This window comes from Agromyces excoecariae (assembly GCF_051715505.1).
Lineage (GTDB): Bacteria > Actinomycetota > Actinomycetes > Actinomycetales > Microbacteriaceae > Agromyces.
Map to the genome: position 1 here is coordinate 172,046 of NZ_JBPSLA010000012.1, position 18,352 is coordinate 190,397.

General features: G+C 71.6%; 16 protein-coding genes and 2 tRNA genes. 6 read left to right on the forward strand and 12 right to left on the reverse strand.

The features are described from left to right. Positions 1-185 precede the first annotated feature (185 nt). Positions 186-1,316 carry a septation protein SepH gene (gene sepH / locus ACSJD1_RS12525; protein WP_438855628.1) on the forward strand — a complete coding sequence of 377 codons (1,131 nt, stop codon included), beginning with the start codon at positions 186-188 and terminating at the stop codon, positions 1,314-1,316. Positions 1,317-1,544: 228 nt separating this feature from the next. Beyond that, positions 1,545-1,829, forward strand: a complete 285-nt coding sequence (locus ACSJD1_RS12530) for a DUF6504 family protein (protein WP_438855629.1) — start codon at positions 1,545-1,547, stop codon at positions 1,827-1,829. Positions 1,830-1,897: 68 nt separating this feature from the next. On the opposite strand, the gene clpX is transcribed toward ACSJD1_RS12530, so the two are convergent. The 6 genes from clpX to ACSJD1_RS12560 form a co-directional block, all read right to left on the reverse strand. After that, positions 1,898-3,175, reverse strand: coding sequence for an ATP-dependent Clp protease ATP-binding subunit ClpX (gene clpX / locus ACSJD1_RS12535; protein WP_438855630.1), 1,278 nt, complete (start codon positions 3,173-3,175; stop codon positions 1,898-1,900). A gap of 141 nt (positions 3,176-3,316) precedes the next feature. Next, the gene (locus ACSJD1_RS12540; protein WP_154347573.1) at positions 3,317-3,988 is read right to left on the reverse strand and encodes an ATP-dependent Clp protease proteolytic subunit; all 672 of its coding nucleotides are present in this window, start codon (positions 3,986-3,988) and stop codon (positions 3,317-3,319) included. Positions 3,989-4,007: 19 nt separating this feature from the next. Further along, the gene (locus ACSJD1_RS12545) at positions 4,008-4,640 is read right to left on the reverse strand and encodes an ATP-dependent Clp protease proteolytic subunit (protein WP_438855660.1); all 633 of its coding nucleotides are present in this window, start codon (positions 4,638-4,640) and stop codon (positions 4,008-4,010) included. Between the two features lie 129 nt (positions 4,641-4,769). Continuing rightward, positions 4,770-5,255, reverse strand: coding sequence for a tetratricopeptide repeat protein (locus tag ACSJD1_RS12550; RefSeq protein ID WP_438855631.1), 486 nt, complete (start codon positions 5,253-5,255; stop codon positions 4,770-4,772). Between the two features lie 73 nt (positions 5,256-5,328). Then, positions 5,329-6,807, reverse strand: coding sequence for a trigger factor (gene tig / locus ACSJD1_RS12555; RefSeq protein WP_438855632.1), 1,479 nt, complete (start codon positions 6,805-6,807; stop codon positions 5,329-5,331). A 52-nt stretch (positions 6,808-6,859) separates the two neighbouring features. After that, positions 6,860-6,934 (reverse strand) — tRNA-Pro (locus tag ACSJD1_RS12560). 198 nt (positions 6,935-7,132) lie between these two features. Here ACSJD1_RS12560 and ACSJD1_RS12565 point away from each other — a divergent pair. The 4 genes from ACSJD1_RS12565 to ACSJD1_RS12580 all read left to right on the forward strand — a co-directional run bounded on the left by ACSJD1_RS12565 (position 7,133) and on the right by ACSJD1_RS12580 (position 12,492). Then, entirely contained in the window at positions 7,133-10,894 is a 3,762-nt protein-coding gene (locus ACSJD1_RS12565) for an SCO7613 C-terminal domain-containing membrane protein (protein ID WP_438855633.1), read from the forward strand. A 103-nt stretch (positions 10,895-10,997) separates the two neighbouring features. Continuing rightward, a tRNA-Gly gene (locus ACSJD1_RS12570) sits at positions 10,998-11,068 on the forward strand. Between the two features lie 134 nt (positions 11,069-11,202). Further along, positions 11,203-11,706 (forward strand): Dps family protein, encoded by a 504-nt coding sequence (locus tag ACSJD1_RS12575; RefSeq protein ID WP_438855634.1) that lies wholly within the window; start codon positions 11,203-11,205, stop codon positions 11,704-11,706. 72 nt (positions 11,707-11,778) lie between these two features. Continuing rightward, on the forward strand, positions 11,779-12,492 hold the full coding sequence (locus ACSJD1_RS12580) for a hypothetical protein (protein ID WP_438855635.1): 714 nt from the start codon (positions 11,779-11,781) through the stop codon (positions 12,490-12,492). Positions 12,493-12,511: 19 nt separating this feature from the next. Here ACSJD1_RS12580 and ACSJD1_RS12585 read toward each other — a convergent pair whose 3' ends face one another. The 6 genes from ACSJD1_RS12585 to ACSJD1_RS12610 form a co-directional block, all read right to left on the reverse strand. Further along, entirely contained in the window at positions 12,512-13,180 is a 669-nt protein-coding gene (locus ACSJD1_RS12585; protein ID WP_438855636.1) for a response regulator transcription factor, read from the reverse strand. Continuing rightward, a complete protein-coding gene (locus ACSJD1_RS12590) occupies positions 13,177-14,592 on the reverse strand; it encodes a sensor histidine kinase (protein WP_438855637.1) in 1,416 nt (471 codons plus the stop codon). The genes ACSJD1_RS12585 and ACSJD1_RS12590 overlap by 4 nt, the downstream gene beginning before the upstream one ends. Next, complete coding sequence (locus tag ACSJD1_RS12595) at positions 14,576-14,989, reverse strand: multicopper oxidase domain-containing protein (protein ID WP_438855638.1); 414 nt, start codon at positions 14,987-14,989, stop codon at positions 14,576-14,578. Before ACSJD1_RS12595 ends, ACSJD1_RS12590 begins: the two co-directional genes overlap by 17 nt. A gap of 117 nt (positions 14,990-15,106) precedes the next feature. Beyond that, a complete protein-coding gene (locus ACSJD1_RS12600) occupies positions 15,107-16,636 on the reverse strand; it encodes an amidohydrolase (protein ID WP_438855639.1) in 1,530 nt (509 codons plus the stop codon). Beyond that, positions 16,633-17,334, reverse strand: a complete 702-nt coding sequence (locus ACSJD1_RS12605) for an FMN-binding negative transcriptional regulator (protein WP_438855640.1) — start codon at positions 17,332-17,334, stop codon at positions 16,633-16,635. Before ACSJD1_RS12605 ends, ACSJD1_RS12600 begins: the two co-directional genes overlap by 4 nt. Positions 17,335-17,347: 13 nt before the next feature. After that, positions 17,348-18,352, reverse strand: a complete 1,005-nt coding sequence (locus ACSJD1_RS12610) for an Fpg/Nei family DNA glycosylase (protein ID WP_438855641.1) — start codon at positions 18,350-18,352, stop codon at positions 17,348-17,350.

Genomic DNA, 18,352 nt, shown 5'->3' on the forward strand with positions numbered 1-18,352 from the left:
TTTTTCCATTGCCGAGGATTCGGCGGCCATAGTCTGCACGAAATCAAGTGCGTAAGCAAACCATCCGTCGGCCATCCGAACCGGTGGAATGCACAACTGACGGCACGCCCGGCGTATTCCCAGCGCAGGCGGGCACGGCGTGGCATCCTTGGGCGGAGATCAAGGGCACGGAAGGGCTTCTCGCCATGCAGGAACTCAAGGTGATCGGGGTCGAGAGCGGCGCCCTCATCGCGGCCTCCGACGACGGGGCGCGATTCCGGATCGAGGTCGACGAGGTGCTGCAGTCCCGCATCCGTCAGGCGGTGCCCGAGACGCACACCGGACCGAGGCTCTCCCCGCGCGAGGTGCAGTCGCACATCCGCTCCGGACTGTCGGCCGAGGAGGTCGCCGAGCTCACGGGTGCGTCGGTCGACTTCATCCGACGGTTCGAGGGTCCGGTGATCGCCGAGCGCGAACACATGGTGACCTCCGCCCTCGCGGTGCCGACGCACGCCGAGGTCTCCGAGGGCGATGAGCCCACTTCGTTCGGGACGATGGTCCGCGAGCGCCTGGCCGGACTCGGCGCGCACGGCGAACGCTGGGCGAGTTGGAAGGACGAGGAGCGCGGCTGGATGGTCAAGCTCGAGTTCACCGCCGATGGCATCGACCACGACGCCCGCTGGACCTTCGAGCCGCGGAAGCAGGCCCTGCACCCGCAGAACACCGATGCGACCACCCTCTCGAAGCAGGGTGAGGTCCGCGGTGGCATGATCCCTCGACTGCGTGCGGTCTCCGCATCCGACGACGACGCATCCCGATTCGACAGCGGCGCCTTCACGTTCGAGGCGAACGACACCGCGGACGACGACACCGCACCGCAGCCCGAGCTGGCCATCGCCCGGCCCGCCGCGGGACCCAACGCCTCCGGCACGACTGCCGCACCCGCGGCATCGAGTGCCGCCGTCGCACGCGCCGCGATCAAGCGGGCCGACGAGCCCGCACCGCACACCGGCGAGACCGCCGACCTGCTCGAGGCCCTGCGCCGCCGGCGCGGCGAGCGCGAAGTGGGTTCCGAGCGGCTCACGCCCGCGCCATCGCCCATCGCCCCCACGACGCCCGCGTCGACGCCGCAGCCCCCGCCGACGCTCGGCATCGACGCGGAGTCCGACGTGGAGCCGGCAGACGACGACGAGACGCAGGAACGCGCCGGCGCCGCCGCACGAGCGCTCTGGGGCGGCAAGTCGGGCCAGGCTCCCCGGCCGAAGAAGGGACGCGCGGCGATGCCCAGCTGGGACGAGATCGTCTTCGGCGCCCGCAGCGACGACGACCTGGCGTAGGCTTCCGGCCCGACCACGTCGAGCATGGCGGGGTTCCGGCGCGCCGCACACCGCTGATCACGCGAAACGCCCGCCCACGCACGGGCGCGCACGCTCCGGGGATCCGTCCGAGCGTTCCGAGCGTTCCGAGCGTTCCGAGCGTTCCGAGCGTTCCGAGCGTTCCGAGCGTTCCGCCCCACGATGGGCGGTGATACCATTCGAACAGAGTTTCGAATGTCGGAGGTCGGGATGCAGCGGACGATGGAACCGGCGGAGGTCTGGACCGACGGCTCCGGCATCCCCCAGCGCCTGGTCTGGCGCGCCCGACGGTATCGCGTCGACGACACGCCCACCCCACTCGTCGGCCCCGCCGATTGGTGGCTGCCCTTCGCCGGCGGCGATCCGGGATCGGGCCGAGCCCCGCTCGCGATCACCGGGTGGCGCTTCCAGGCGACGAGTCCCGATGGCGAGACGCGCATGTTCGACGTCGGACACGACGGCACTCACTGGCACGTGCTCCGCGTGTTCGACTGAACCGCGCGCGACCGACTCGCGGCGCCGCGGTCGAACCGAGCGACTGCCCGGATCGAGGCGCGCGAGGGTCAGGCCGACTTCTCGGCCCGACGCGGCTTCGACGGAACGATCGTCGGGGCCGCGTTGTCGATGACCGTCTCCTTGGTGACGACGACCCGCGCGACGCCAGTGGAGGAAGGAACCTCGAACATGATGGGCCCGAGCACCTCCTCCATGATCGCGCGAAGACCGCGGGCGCCCGTCTGACGCAGCACCGCGAGGTCGGCGATCGCCTCGAGCGCGGCGTGGTCGAAGTCGAGTTCCACGCCGTCGAGTTCGAACATCCGCTGGTACTGCTTGACGAGCGCGTTCCGCGGCTCGGTCAGGATCTCCATGAGTGCCGTGCGGTCGAGCGGGGTGACCGTCGCGACCACGGGCAGGCGGCCGATGAACTCCGGGATCAGTCCGAACTTGTGCAGGTCCTCGGGAAGGACCTCGCTGAAGAGCTCCGCCTCGTCCTGCTTGGAGTGAAGCGGTGCCCCGAACCCGATTCCGCGCTTGCCCGCGCGCGAGGAGATGATCTCCTCCAGCCCGGCGAAGGCGCCGGCGACGATGAACAGGACGTTCGTGGTGTCGATCTGGATGAACTCCTGGTGCGGGTGCTTGCGGCCTCCCTGCGGGGGAACGGAGGCCACCGTGCCCTCGAGGATCTTCAGCAGCGCCTGCTGCACGCCCTCGCCCGACACGTCGCGCGTGATCGACGGGTTCTCGGCCTTGCGCGCGATCTTGTCGACCTCGTCGATGTAGATGATGCCCGTCTCGGCCCGCTTGACGTCGTAGTCGGCGGCCTGGATGAGCTTCAGGAGGATGTTCTCGACGTCTTCGCCGACGTAGCCGGCCTCGGTGAGCGCCGTGGCATCCGCCACCGCGAACGGCACGTTGAGCTGCTTCGCGAGCGTCTGCGCCAGGTAGGTCTTGCCGCACCCGGTCGGGCCGATCAGCAGGATGTTCGACTTCGCGATCTCGACATCGTCGTGAGCGCGGTCGGCGGGAGTGATCGCGGCCTTCGCGCGGACGCGCTTGTAGTGGTTGTAGACGGCGACGGCCAATGCGCGCTTGGCGGCATCCTGGCCGATGACGTACTCCTCGAGGAACCCGAAGATCTCCTTCGGCTTGGGCAGCTCGAACTCGCCCGACTCGGGCTCCCCCGCCTCGGCGAGTCGCTCCTCGATGATCTCGTTGCAGAGCTCGACGCACTCGTCGCAGATGTACACGCCGGGACCGGCGATGAGCTGCTGGACCTGCTTCTGGCTCTTGCCGCAGAAGGAGCACTTCAGCAGGTCAGCACTCTCCCCGATGCGTGCCATCGCTTCCTCCCTCGAACCGAGTCTGTTCCGAGCCTAGCCCGACGGGGCGTGCTCGGGGCCGATCCGCCACGGTTTGGCGGAAACGACATGCCGAGGGGCGGATGCGACATCCGCACCCGCCCCTCGTGAGCCCGTCGGACCCTATCGGCTCAACGCCGGCAGGGTCTTGCGTGACGTGAGGACCTGGTCGATGAGCCCGTACTCGCGAGCCTCCTCCGCGGACAGGATCTTGTCGCGGTCGATGTCGGCGTTGACCTGCTCCATCGTGCGGTTCGAGTGACGCGACAGCGTCTCCTCGAGCCAGGTGCGCATGCGCAGGATCTCGGCCGCCTGGATCTCGATGTCGGACGCCTGGCCGTGGCCGGCCTCGCCCATCGCCGGCTGGTGGATCAGCACCCGCGCGTTCGGCAGTGCGAGGCGACGCCCCGGCGTGCCGGCGGCGGCGATCACGGCAGCGGCCGAGGCGGCTTGGCCGAGCACGACGGTCTGGATCTGCGGCCGGATGTACTGCATCGTGTCGTAGATCGCGGTCATGGCCGTGAAGGAGCCGCCCGGCGAGTTGATGTACATCATGATGTCGCGGTCGGGGTCCATCGACTCGAGCACCAGCAGCTGGGCCATGATGTCGTCGGCCGACGCGTCGTCGACCTGCACGCCGAGGAAGATGATGCGGTCCTCGAAGAGCTTCGCGTAGGGGTCCTGCCGCTTGTAGCCGTAGGCCGTGCGCTCCTCGAAGCTCGGCAGGATGTAGCGCGAGCCCGGGGCCTGCCGGCCACCCGAGAAGGCGGTGCCGCCGAAGGCGGGGATGTTCATGCTCACTGTCTCTCTCTTCCTACGCAGCCTGGTCGGTCCCGCCGCCGCCAGAGACGTCGAGCGCCGACTCGCGGATGTGGTCGACGAAGCCGTACTCGAGCGCCTCCTGCGCACTGAACCAGCGGTCGCGATCGCCGTCGCGGTTGATCTGCTCGACGCTCTTGCCGGTCTGCGCCGCCGTGATCTCGGCGAGCCGCTTCTTCATGTCGAGGATCAGCTGCGCCTGCGTCTGGATGTCGCTCGCGGTGCCGCCGAAGCCGCCGTGCGGCTGGTGGAGCAGCACGCGCGCGTTCGGGGTGATGTAGCGCTTCCCCTTCGTTCCGGCCGTGAGGAGCAGCTGCCCCATCGAGGCCGCCATGCCGATGCCCACCGTGACGATGTCGTTCGGGACGAACTGCATGGTGTCGTAGATCGCCATGCCCGCCGTGATCGAGCCGCCGGGCGAGTTGATGTAGAGGTAGATGTCCTTCTTCGGGTCCTCGGCGGCGAGGAGCAGCAGCTTCGCGGCGATCTCGTTCGCGTTGTCGTCGCGCACCTCGGAGCCGAGCCAGATGATGCGGTCCTTCAGCAGTCGATCGAACACACTGGGCTGCAGTGTCGGTTCGGCCATGGATTTCGCTCCGTTCCGTTGCTTCGTTGATCTCGAATCTATCCGGTGCAACACGCGCGAACCGGGCTGTTCGCCGTCGGCGGATGCCGCGCCGCGGTACGGCCCGTCACTCGTGCCCCCCGGTCGACGCCGCGCGCTCGTCGGGTCGAGGCGCCGCGGCAGCGGCCCGGTTCAGTCGAGCAGTTCGCGCGCGTAGTTCGTGACCGAACGCGTGTAGCGCCGGAGGTGCGGTGCGAGCGCCAGCAGGGCGACGGATGCCGCGCGGCGGGCGTCGCCCGAACTGGCGAGCGTCAGTGCGATGAATGCGGCCACCTCGTCGCGGAACGGCGCCTCCGGATGCTCGCGCATCTCGTCCTCGAGCAGCTCGAGTGCCCGCGGGACGTCGCCGAGGTTGCGGATGCTGCTGGCCATCTGCACGATCGCCTGCGGACGCAGCTCGTCGTCGAGCCCGAGCGCGAGCGCGCGCTCGTAGAGCGGAACCGCCTCGTCGGGGCGACCGGCCGAGTCGCGGGCGCCCGCCCGCTCGAAGACCGCTTCGGCGTCGTCGTCGCCCCGCTCGGCTGCGATGGCGTCGATCCGCGCGATCAACTCGTCGTCGGCCATCGTCCCGGACGTGTCGTTCCAGGTCGCGTCGATGCGCTGCCGCCAGCCGTCCATGCCCGGTTACTCCCTGAGACGTCGCAGGGCCGGACGTCTCGACGTCCGGCCCTGCGGTGCTGATCGACCGAGATTACTCGGCGTCGGCCTTCTTCGTGGTGCGCTTGCGCGCCGGCTTCTTCTCCTCGGCGGGAGCCTCCTCGGCCGCGGCATCCGCCGGCGCCTCGTCGGCAGCCTTCTTGGTCGTCCGCTTGCGGGCGGGCTTCTTCTCGGCCGGCGCCTCCTCGGCGGCGGCCTCGGCGGGCGCGTCCTCATCGCCGGCCTCGTCGTCGCCCGCGACGGCGGTGAACTCGGACAGGTCCACGGCGTTGCCGGCGGCATCCGCCACCTTCGTCTTGCCGAGGGCGATCGCGAGCGCCTTGTTGCGGGCGACCTCGCCGACCATGGCGGGGATCTGGCCGTTCTGGCTCAGGACCTGCACGAACTCGTTCGGGTCCATGCCGTACTGCGCGGCGCCCTGCACGAGGTACTGCGTGAGCTCCTCCTGGCTGACCTGGACCTTCTCGGCCTCGGCGATCGCGTCGAGGACGATCTGCGTCTTGAAGGCCTTCGTGCTCGCCTCGGTGACCTCGGCACGGTGCTCGTCGTCCTCGAGGCGACCCTCGGACTCGAGGTGGCGGTGCACCTCGTCCTCGATGACGCTGTCGGCGACCGGGACCTCGACGAGCTCGAGAAGCCGGTCGACCAGCAGGTCGCGGGCCTGGGTGCCCTGGCCGAAGGACTTGTTCTTCGCGACCTGGTCCTTGAGGCTCGCGGTCAGCTCGTCGAGCGTGTCGAACTCGCTCGCGATCTGCGCGAAGTCGTCGTCGGCCTCGGGGAGCTCGCGCTCCTTGACCGCGGTGACGGTGACGGTGATCTCGGCGGTCTCGCCCTCGTGGTCGCCGCCGAGCAGCTTGGACGAGAAGGTGGTGGTCTCGCCCGCGGTCAGCGAGTCGAGCGCCTCGTCGATGCCCTCGAGCAGCTCGCCCGAGCCGAGCTCGTACGACACGCCGCTGGCGGTGTCGACCTCGGCCTCGTCGATCTTCGCGACGAGGTCGAGGGTGACGAAGTCGCCCGTCTTGGCCGGGCGGTCGACGGTGATCAGGGTGCCGAAGCGGCTGCGGAGGCGCTCGAGCTCGGCGGCGACCTCGTCGTCGGCGACCTCGACCGAGTCGACGGTCAGCTCGAGGCCGGCGTAGTCGGGCAGCTCGATCTCGGGTCGGACGTCGACCTCGATCGAGAGCAGCAGGTCGCCCGAGAAGTCCTTCTCGCTCGGCCACTCGACGATGTCGGCGTTCGGTCGGCCCAGGGGGCGGAGTTCGTGCTCGGTGACGGCGGCGCGGTAGAAGCTGTCGAGACCCTCGTTGACCGCGTGCTCGAGGACGGCGGCCTTGCCGACGCGCTGGTCGATGACGGGCGCGGGAACCTTGCCCTTGCGGAAGCCGGGAACGTTGATCTGCTCGGCGATGTGCTCGTAGGCGTGGGCGATGCTGGGCTTCAGCTCCTCGGGCGTCACCGAGATGGTGAGCTTGGCGCGCGTCGGGCTCAGCTTCTCAACCGAAGTGGTCGGCATGGGGAAGTCTCTCCTGTTTGGTGGAAGTACGTGGTCGAGCCGATGCGACTCGTCGGGGCGACAGGATTCGAACCTGCGACCTCCCGCTCCCAAAGCGGGCGCTCTAGCCAAGCTGAGCTACGCCCCGAGTCGCCGGCTTGACTCGCCGGTCCTGCGCGTCGGCACGCCTGAGCACGACGAAGCGCGGATTGGACCCGGGAAAGTCTACTGCACGCGCCGTGGTGCGCCCGAAGCGTCGGTCCGACCCGCCGGCCGGGCCTGTGGAGAACACGCTCAGTGCACGCACCTATGGTGTCCGGCTCCGGCCGGGTGCCAGAGTGTGCCCATGACCGAATCGTCGCGTCCCGCCGCGCCGGATCTCCGTCGTTGGCCGAGCGATCCCGCCCAGTTCGCCGACACCACCTTGTGTCCCGCCTGCTTCTCGCGACTACGCGGCGTCGTGTGCGATGCCTGCGGGCTGCGGCTCGACGTCCCGGCGGCGAGCGACCTGCTCGCCGCGGGCCTCAGGGTGCTCGACGCCGACACCGACCGGCAGTCGATCATCACGCGGATGCGAGCTGCGCAGGCCGCCCCACCGGTCCCAGTCGACGTCGCCGTGTCGGCTGCGGCAGATGCGACGGCGGGTTCGCACACCGACGCCCCGGTCTCGCCCACGGTCGTCCCATCGTCGATCGGCGCCGCGACCGGCTCGCACACGAGCCCTTCGGTCGGTCCGGCGTCCCCGGCCCCGCCGACGCCGGCCCCGCCGCCACTGCCGCCGGACGAACCGGCATCCGTCGGGGTCGCCGACGACGTCGCGCCCGCCGCGACCCCCCGGCGCTCCGGCGTCCAGCTTCTGCTCCTCGTCCTCGGGGTCGTGCTGCTCTCCGTCGCCGCGATGGTCTTCCTCTTCTTCGCGTTCGTCGTCGCCGACCTCGAGATGCGTTCGGTCATCACGGCGGCGGTGAGCGTGATCGTCCTCGTCCTCGCCTGGTTCCTCCGGGCGCGACGCCTCCCCGGCACCGCAGAGGGCGTCTCGGCCGTCGGTGCCGTCCTGCTCGTGCTCGATGCGTGGATCATCCAGGCCAACGGGCTGTTCGGGGCGGACCGTGCCGACGCCGCGGCCTATTGGGGCGTCGCGCTGCTCGTCGTCGCGGCGATCCTCGCGGCCGCCGGGATCATCAGCCGCCTGCGCCTGCCGAGGCTCGCCGCGGCCGCGCTCGCGCCGACGGGGGTCTTCGTCGGCGCTTCCGCCCTCGCACCCGACGACGGGGTCGCCACGGGACTGTGGCTCGGTGGTATCGCGCTCGCCCTCGTCGGTGCCGCATCGCGGTTCATCCGACCCGAGGCCGAGCGGACCATCGTGCGCGCCTTCGGCTTCGCCGGCGGAGGCATCGCCCTCGCGACCGCCGCGTTCGCGCTGCCCTCCGTGGAGTCGGGCCCGCTGTGGTCCTTCCTCGCGGTGGCCGGCGTCTGGATCGTCGTCCTCGTCGCGCTCCCGCCCGCCGCATCGACATCGAGCGGATGGCGCGTGCTGTCCTCGATCGCCGTCGGCCTCGCGGTCCCGCTCGCGTTCGTCCTGGGGATCGCGTTGGACCAGGAGGCGTCGACGTCCGTCTGGCTCGCGCCCGGGCTCGCTGCAGTCGCTGCCTGCGCGTTCGCGGCACTGACGAGGCTCAGCGCTGTGCGTCGCGATGCGGTCCCCGCACTCCTCGCCGCCGCAGCGGTCACCGTCGTCTCGACGCTCCCGGCGTTCGTCATCGCGCTGGACGGCCTCGCAACGATGACGTCGGAGGCGATGGGGCTGCAGCAGCTCACGGCGAACGCACCGCGGGACCTTCCCTCCGAGGCCGGGGGTTCCGTGCTCGCACTGGTGATCGCGACCGTCGCGCTGACCGGGGTCCTCGCCCTCATCGGGCGCCTTCGCCGCTTCGCTGCGGCGGTGATCGCAACGGGTCTCGCGACCGCACTCTCCGCCGCCGTGCTCATGCCGACCATGCTCGCGGCGACGATCGGCCTCCTCGTCGTCGCTGCGGCGGCGCTCTCCGCGGCCGCGATCGCGGCGGTTCGGCGCATCCCGGGGGCGGTTCCCGTCCTGGCCGCCGGTGGGATCCCGGCGGCCGCCCTCGCCTGGCTGCTCGCTCATTCCACCGCGAGCCTGTGGTGGTGGGTGGTGCCCGGCGTCTTTGTGCTGACGATCGCGGGGCGGATCCTCGCCGACCGGGTGTCGGGAGTGGCGGCGCCCGCGGTCCGGGTGCTGCACGTGGTCGCCGCGTCGCTGGTCGCACTCCTCGCGACCGTGGCGTTCCCGAGCCGGGCGGCCGCGTCCGGTCTGGCGGTCCCTGTGCCGTGGGACGACCCTGCGTTCCTCGCCGCCGTGGTCGCCACGCTCGCACTCGGCCTCCTCGCCGCCGCACGCCGGCTCCCGGACGCCGATCGACTGACGGCCGGTGCCGCGCTCTTCGCCGGCGCGATGATCGGCACGACGTGGCTCGCCGTGACGCTCTCCACTCCTTGGGCCTGGGTGCCCGCGACGGCGCTCGCCGTCGTCGGACTCGCCTGGGTCCGATCGGATCTGCGGCCGATCAGCATCCTGTTCGCCGCCGGCGTCCCGCTCGCCGCACTGTTCGCCGGTGCCGGCATCAGCGCGGACCTCGACGGGGGCGACGTCGCGATCGGCATGGCCGTCGCGACCCTGGCGGCGGCCGCCATCGCGCCGCTCGCGTTGCCAGCAGACCCGCTCGTCCGGCGGATCTGGGGCATCACCGCCGGAGCCCTCACCGTCATCACCGCCCTCGTCGGCCTGTCGGGTGCCGTCCCGTTCGGCGACGCCTGGGTCGTCCTCCTCCTGCTGACGCCGGTGCCGGTCCTCATCGCGACGCTGTTCGGCGACCCCATCGCCGGCCGATCCTCGGCGACGCACGCATCGTGGGGATCGCTCGTGCTCGGCGTGGGGGCCGTCTGGGCCTGGTCGCGCGACCGTGGCGTCGACGACGTCGAGCCCTACACCCTGCCGCTCGCGGCGGGACTCCTGATCACGGCAGGGCTGCTCGTCTGGAGGCGTCCCGTCCACGACACGACCGCCGCGGGGCGGACGGCACTCCTCGCGGCAGCGGCCGCGGTGGCCGTTCTCCCCAGTGTCGCGCTCGCCGGCGAGTCCGAGTTGCGCACGCTCGTGCTCGTCGCGACAGGTGCCGTTCTCGTGCTCGCCGGGAGCTTCGCGTCGGAAGGCGTGCGCGGGGTCCCGGTCCGGCTCCTCGTCGTCGCGACCGGATGGGTCGCCGCGTCCGGCGCCGCGCTGGTGCGAGGGGCCGCCGTCGCTGCCGGTCGCCCCAGCGAGCTCCCCGTCGAATTCTGGCCGGTGCTCGCACTCGCGGTCGCGTTCGTCGGAAGCGTCATGTGGGTCAGGAGCTCCGCGGTTCCGGCCGTCGTGGCGGAGCTCGGCATCGCTGCATCCCTGACCGTGGCCGCCGTGCCGACGACCGTTGCGATCATCACGGGCATCGATGACGAGCTGCGCGTCGCGGCGCTGCTGACGGTGCTGGGCGCCGCGTACGTGCTGAACCAGTCCGCCACCCGGCTGCGGCCGATCGCCGGACCGATCCTCGCGTGGGGCAGCCTCTGCACGGCATTCGCCGTCGGGGCGCTGGCTCTGTTCGCTGGGCACGTCGACCCGTTCGAACTCGTGACCGTGCCGATCGGCGTGGCGCTCGTCGCGGCCGGCGCGATCCGCATGCGCCGACCACCGGAGATCGGAAGCTGGGCGGAGCTCGGACCGGGGCTCGCTCTCCTGATGCTCCCGACGCTCGTCGCTGACTGGACCGACCCGGAGCTGTGGCGCGTCGTCGCGCTCGGGATCGTCGCCGTCGGCGCGGTGGTGGCCGGTGCGGTCCTGAGGCTCCAGGCACCACTCCTGCTCGGCGGTGCCGTGCTGCTCGTGCACACCGTCGCCCAGCTGTGGCCGTGGATCACGCTGCTGTACGAGGCGGTCTGGTGGTGGCTGTGGCTCGGGATCGCCGGCGTGCTCCTGATCGTGATCGCCGCGACCTACGAACGGCAGGTTCGGTTCGCCCGAGGGGCCATCCGGACCATCTCGTCCCTGCGCTGACCCGGAATCGGCCGCCATGCCGTTCAGGCACGCACGCGACCCCGGTGCACGAACCGACGGCCGCCGACGTGTACGATGATCGGGTGCCCGCCTGCGGGCGCCCGGGGATGTAGCTCAATGGTAGAGCCTCAGTCTTCCAAACTGATGGTGCGGGTTCGATTCCCGTCATCCCCTCCGAACGAGCTCCCGCGAGATCCTGAACGCGACCGTACGGTGTCAAGCCCCTGCGAGTCAGCGGGGAATCCGGCGACGGCGATGTGCGTTGGCCCTACCGTGGCATCCGTACGGAACCAGTGGAAGGGGACCACATGACCGACTCCAAGACCGCACCGAAGACGAAGGCGCCCATGAGCGGTGCCGACCCCGAGGTCGCCTCGGGGGTCTCCCAGTTCTTCACGCCGCTCGTGCACGAGCTCACCGTGCTGGCGATCAACGGAAAGCAGGCGCACTGGAACGTGCGCGGACGCGACTTCCTCGAGGTGCACGAGTTCCTCGACACCGTCGTCGATCACGCGCAGGAGTGGGCCGACCTCGCGGCGGAGCGCGTCGTCGCGCTGGGGCTGCCGATCGACGCGCGCATGTCGACCATCGCCTCGAAGTCGGAGGCGGCCGATCCCGCGGCCGGATTCAAGCAGTCGGATGACACGATCGCCGACGTCGTCGCGCAGATCGACGTCGCTACCGCACGCGTGAACGCGGCGATCGAGGGACTCGAGGAGCTCGATCCTGCGAGCCAGGACGTGGCGATCGCGATCCGCCAGGGCCTCGACAAGGATCGGTGGTTCCTCGCGGCGCACGTCAGCGTGAAGTAGCGCCGGGCGCGCGAGCGCCGAAACTCCGCGGCGAACGCCGTGGGACGACGGGCCCGGGTGCAGAATGCCGCCATGGCGGACGCATCCGGGCCCGACCCGTCCCTCCGACCCGGTGACGGGTCGGCGCCGACGCCGGCGGACCTCTCCGACGCACAGAAGTCGCTCCGAGCCCAGATGCTCGCGACCGAGCACTGGAGCCTGCTCGCATCCCGCAGCACGACGCAGAGCGAGGTGCTGACCCGAATCGCGATCTTCCTCACGCTCGTGTCGGCGGGCCTGGTGACGCTCGGCGTGCTCGGAAACGCGACGCAGTTCCGCGGCTGGTTCGGTGTCGCCGCGCTCGGAGTCCTCCTGCTGCTCGCGCTGCTCGGCCTGATCACGCAGAAGCGGACGTTCAACGCCTCGCTCGACGATCTCATGTTCGTCCTTGCGATGAACCGGCTGCGTGGGGCCTACCTCGACCTCGATCCGGGCCTCGCGCCGTACTTCATCTCGTCGCCGAACGACGATCTGCCGGGGAGTACGCGGACCTACTACGCGTTCAGTCCTCGTCCGGGCCAGATCTGGGCGAGCTCGGCGATGATCATCTCGGTGGTCGAGGCCGCCGTGATCGCCCTGTTCGTCGGTGGCCTCGTCCTCGCGCTCGCCGGACCCGTGTGGCTGGCGATCACGCTCGGACTCCTCACCGGGGTCGGCTCGATGCTGATCTGGATGAGGTCCGGATACCGCGGGTACCGGGAGGTGTTCCGCGTCCACGCGCCGCTGCGAACGACGCCCGACGAGTGAATCCGGGCCGAGCCACCGCTCAGCGCCGCAACCAGGCGAGCACCGCGAGCACGCGTCGGTGATCGGTCCCGGAGTCCTCGAGGCCGAGTTTCTGGAAGATCGCGGTGACGTTCTTCTCGACCGCGCCGACTCCGATGAACAGCTGCGACGCGATGCCGGCGTTCGTGCGCCCCTCGGCCATGAGCTCGAGCACCTCACGCTCGCGCGGTGTGAGCGACGCGAGCGGGTCACCGCGGCGGGCGAGCAGTTCGCGGACGACCAGCGGGTCGAGCACCGTGCCGCCGTCGCGGATGCGGAGCACCGCGTCCTGCAGGTCGTCGAGGGAGGCGACGCGGTCCTTCAGGAGGTAGCCCATGCCGCCGTCGGCCGACGACAGCAGTTCGTGCGCGTACGTGCCCTCGACGTACTGGCTGAGGAGGAGCACCCCCGTGCCCGGACGTCGTCGACGGAGCTCGATGGCGGCGCGCACGCCCTCGTCGCGGAAGGTCGGCGGCATGCGCACGTCGAGCACCGCGACATCCGGTGCCGCCGCCTCGAGGTCGTCCAGCAGCGCCTCGGCATCGCCGTAGGCACCGACGGTCTCGAACCCCGCCTCGTCGAACAACCGCACGAGCCCCTCGCGGAGGAGCATCGAGTCCTCCGCGAGGACCACGCGGATCGGTCGGGCCGGCGGTGGGGTCTCGCTCACGCGCCCACCCTATCGACCGGCGTGAACGGGAAGTGGGCGCCGATCACCGTCGGACCCTCGGCCGGGCTGTCCACCACCAGCACGCCGCCGAGGCCGCGCACCCGCTCGTCGAGGCCGGCCAGCCCGTGCCCCGGCAGCGCGACCGCTCCCCCGCGGCCGTTGTCGGTCACCCAGAGGTCGACCCAGAACCCCGTCGCACCCGTGTCGCGCTGGGAGACGCGCAGTCGGATCGCGGTCGCGCCCGAGTGCTTGGCGGCGTTGGTCAGCAGCTCGGCGGCGATGAAGTACGCGTTGCGTTCGATGGCCGCCGGCAGGCCGGCGTCCGCGGGAAGGAGCCACTCGAACTCGACCGGCACCGGGCTGCGGGCGGCGAGCGACTCGAGCGCGCTCGCAAGACCGCGGTCCTGCAGGAGCGGCGGCGCGAAGCCGCGGGAGAGCGCCCTGAGCTCGTCGAGGCTGTCGCGCGCCTGGTCGCGCGCCTCGGCGAGCAGGTCCTTCGCGGCGGCGGGATCGGCGTCGAGCTTGCGCTCGATGGCGGCGAGGTCCATCTGCAGGCGAACGAGCCGCTGCTGCGGGCCGTCGTGGATGTCGCGCTCGAGGCGACGCAGCGCGGCGTCCTCGGCCTGCACCGCGGCGCCACGGGACGCGGCGAGCTGCTGCACCTGGCGCTCGAGCGCCTCGGACCGCCACGCGCCGAGCATGCCCCGCCCGATCGCGTCGTGCATCCACGTGAGCCCGGCCGCGACGAAGGGCAGCGTCAGCAGGAACGCCAGGCCGAGTGCGAATTGCGCGATGACCTCCAGCGCGAGCGGGTCGAGTCCGACCGCCGCCGAGCCGCCGGGCCAGACCCGGTCGAGGAGCCACTCGACCGGCCACACGTCGCGCGTGTCCTGCGGCAGGAAGATCGCCCAGATCCAGTACGTGACGCCGCCGAGCGCGATCGAGACCCACACGACCGTGATCGTCCAGCTGAACAGCGACACGATCGGCGCGACGACCATGCCGTGCAGCAGGTACAGCCAGTAGTGGCCGTCGACGAACGGGGCGAAGAACGCCCGCCATGGCCCCTCGCCGACGGGTGCCGAGGCGTCCCAACGGGGGCGACGGATGGCGGGCCGCCCCGCCCAGGCGAGGCGCACGAGTTCGAACGTGCCGAACCCGCGGGCGGTGTAGAGCGAGGCGACGACGATGACGAGGCCGACGACGATCACGAGCAGGCTCGCGCCCGTCGAGAACAGCGTCACGAGCGTCACGAACGCGACGATCGCGATCGGGAACCCGAGCAGCAGGTAGCCGAGCTCGCGCGGCATCCCGGCCCAGAGGCGGCCGTAGCCGCGACGGCGGGGCGGGGCATCCGTCGTCGTCGCCGGCACCGTCGGGCCCGTCGCAGCGGGGTCAGTGAGCGTGGTCATGGTCGTTCGTCTCCTCGGTCATCGTCGCACGCCGGCCGGGTTCGACGACCACGAACTGGCCCATCATCCCCTGGTGTTCGTGCTGCAGCAGGTGGCAGTGGTACATGTAGGGGTCGAACGCGTCGGTCGCGCCGGCCCGCGCCTCGAGTGAGAACACGCACGTGGCGTCGGCGGCGACGGTCGACTCGGCGAGCGGCGGCACGGGCAGCGGGGTGTCGGATCCGATCCGCCCTTCCGTGGAGACGGGGGTCGGGTCGACGAGCCCGCAGCCCGCGAACGCCACGGCGATGCCGGCGGCGGCGATGAGCGAGGCGGCCGTGACCGCGAGCGCGCGTGGCCGCCGCACGCGGCGTCGCCGCCGTTCCGGCCGGGAGGGACGGGCGCTCCGGAAGTTCATGCTTCGAGCCTCGCGGGCGGCGCGTCCACGCCACAGCCGACCGCCACCCGGATCGGCACGGGGGTTCGCCCCCGTCGGGGCGGGGGTCGACCGGAGTCCCACTCCGCCGCCGGTGGATCAGAGGGCGTCGTGGGTCGCGCGTCCGCCGAGCAGCGTGAGCGCCACCGGCATCCCCCTGAGGTCGTCGACGGATGCCGCGAGCGGATCGTGCTCGATGACGGCGAGGTCGGCGGCCATGCCCTCACGGACCTCGGCGCCGACCCCGTCGGTCGACGCGGCGAGCGCCGTCGCCGCATCGATGGCCTGCTCCGGATGCCACGGCTCGCGCCCGGCGCGCGAGCGGCCGACGGCGGCGGCGATCGCGATCCACGGGTCGAGCGGAGCGACGGGTGCGTCGGAGCCGAGCGCGAGGTCGACGCCGGCCGCGGCGAGGTCGTGCAGCATGAACGCGCGATCGGTGCGGCCGGCCCAGTAGACCTCGGCGACGTCGCGGTCGTCCATGGCGTGCTCGGGCTGCACGCTCGCGACGATGCCGAGCGCGGCGAATCGGGCCACGTCGTCCCGACGCAGCAGCTGTGCGTGCTCGATCGACGCGTGCCCCTCCCATCCGCCCGGTCGCACGGCCTCGAGCGCGTCGAGCGCGCGCTCGTTCGCCCGGTCGCCGATCGCGTGCACGGCGGGCGCGAGCCCGATGCGGTCGGCGCGGCGAAGGTACGGCACGAGCTCGTCGTAGGGCACGTTCACGAGGCCGTACGGGTGCTGGTCGGCGCCGAGCCCGGGGTACGGATCGACGCACCATGCGGTGCGAGTGTTGAGCGAGCCGTCGGTGATCACCTTGTACGGACCGACGCGGACGAGCCCATCGGTGCCGTCGACCTCGTCGCCGGTGCGAAGGCCCTCGGCCTCGGCACGCTCGAGGTCGCGCGTGTAGACGCCGAACCGCACGCGGAGCGCGTCCGAACCGCGCGCCCCGCGGCGTGCCCAGTCATCGTGGTTCCAGCGCATCTCGAGGTCGACGACGCCGACCACGCCCCGAGCCGCCGCCGCCCGCGACGCCTCGTCCACCCATGCGTCGAGCACGTCGTCGGGCAGGTCGTCGAGTTCGCGGACGAGCCGGAAGCAGTCGTCCTCCCGGAGCACGCCGCTCTCCCCCGCCGCCTCGGCGAGCCCGTGCCGCCGCGCTGCGGCGCGATTCACCCAGCAGGAGTGCAGGTCGGCCGAGACGAGCACGACCGGGATCTCGCCGGAGATCGCATCGAGTGCGTCGATCGTCGGCGCATCGGGCCAGAGTCCGTCGCGGTAGCCGAAGCCGACGACCTCGTCGGCCCCGCGGGCGACGGATGCCGCGACGAGGGCGACCGCCTCGGCCGCCGATCCGACGTCGCCGAGGTCGAGCCGCCGCGACACCATCGCCCACTGCGAGAGGTGCACGTGACGGTCCCACAGGCCGGGGACGATCCACCGCCCGGCGAGCTCGAGTCGGCGGGCGCCGGGCGCCGGCGCCAGGCTTCCCGCCGGGGCGACGGTGCGGACGAGCCCGCCCTCGAGGTGCAGGTCGACGGGCAGGGGCTCGCCGGGGAGGCGCCCGCCGGCGAGCACGAGCGCCTCCGGGGCCGAACGGCGCGCCGAGGCATCCGCCCCGGTCATGCGTGCCCGACCGGTGCGGGCGCCGACGAGTCGGGACCCGACGCACCGGCGCGCTCGGCTCGGGCGGCCCGGAGCACCTCGTGCGTGCGTCGCATCTCCGCGGCGAGCGCGGGGCTCGCGTAGGGCCCGTCGCCGTCGAGCTCGGCGATGATGCGGTCGACGGTCTCGGCGGGCCGGTTCTGGCTCATCTTGTTCTTCGCGACGAACCGCGTGATCGGGATGCGGAGGCCGACGGTGCCCGCGGCGATGCGCTCGGCATACGCGGCGTTCTCGGCGGTCGAGCGCATGCCGCGCGGTTCGGGCATGCGGTCTTCGAAGTGGTCGACGAGCGCATCGAGGACGCGCAGGTTCACGTCGGGCCCGAGCAGTTCGGGGGTGCCGTGCAGGTGGGCGGTGACGAAGTTCCACGTCGGCACGGCGGGGTTCGCGTCGTACCAGCCCGGCGACACGTACCCGTGCGGCCCCTGGATGATGACGAGCACCTCGTGGCGGCCGAGCTCGTGGACGACCTCGTCGGGGCGGCCGACGTGCGTGAGGAGCACGATGCCGTCCGCGGTCTCGTCGAGGAGCACCGGGTAGTGGGATGCCACGAGCCCCGCGGCATCCGTCATGCTCACGATGATCGCCCACGGGTGCTCGCGGACGAGGCGCTTGACGCCCTCCTCGCTCGCGAGCGTGAAGCTGGGGTTCTGTCTCATGCGGGTCGCGCTCCTACGCCTGGCAGTTCGGGCACCAGTACAGCTTCCTGGCGCCCATCTCCTCGAGGACGATGTTCGTGCCGCACACGCGGCAGGGCAGGCCCTCGCGCTTGTACACCCAGTGGCGGTCGTCGCGGTTGGCCATCGCGGCGCGCCAGGCCTCCCCCTCGAGGCCGTCCATGGTCATCATCTGGCCCGTCTCCACGCCGATGCGGAGCAGCCTCGACCAGTCGTGCCAGAGCTCGCGGACCGTCTCCTCGGGCACGAGCCGACCCGGCGTGTGCGGGTTCAGCCGGGCGCGGAACAGCAGTTCGGCGCGGTAGACGTTGCCGATGCCCGAGACGACGTTCTGGTCCATGAGGAGCAGGCCGATGGGCGTGGGCTTGCGGCGGACGACGCTCGTGAAGCGCTCCTCGGCATCGGGGCCGGCGTCGAGCAGCGGGTCCGGTCCGAGCTTGCCGACGACCTGCTCGACCTGCGCGGGGTCGAGCACCTCGCACGCGGTGGGGCCGCGGAGGTCGGCGACGACGGTGTCGGTGAGGAGGCGCACGCGCACCTGTCCGATGGGCTCGGGTGGGAAGGCCTCGAGGGCCGAGCCCTCCTTCTCCGACTCCGACATGCGAAGCCTGGTGCGGCGGGGCGCGCCGATGGAGGTCACCGAGTTCTCGCCCGCGGTGTCGAGGACGACCGCGTCGGGGTTCGGGCCCTCGAGGAAGGTGCCCCTCTGGTTCGTCTGCCCCATCCGACCGTTCGCCGACGCGATCGTCGCATCCATGAGGATGTCGCCCGCGAAGTCCCACGCGCCGTACATGCCGAGGTGGACCCGCAGCCAGCGATCGCCCTCGAAGCCGAGGAACATCTGCTTGCCGACGGCGCGGGCGTCGACCATCCGCCGCCCGTCGAGGTCGGCCGCGCCGTCGGCGAACCGGCCCTGCGGGCTCGAGGCGCGCACGAGTCGACCGACGAAGTTGCGCTCGAACTGACGGGTGATGCGGTGAACGGAGTGGCCCTCGGGCAC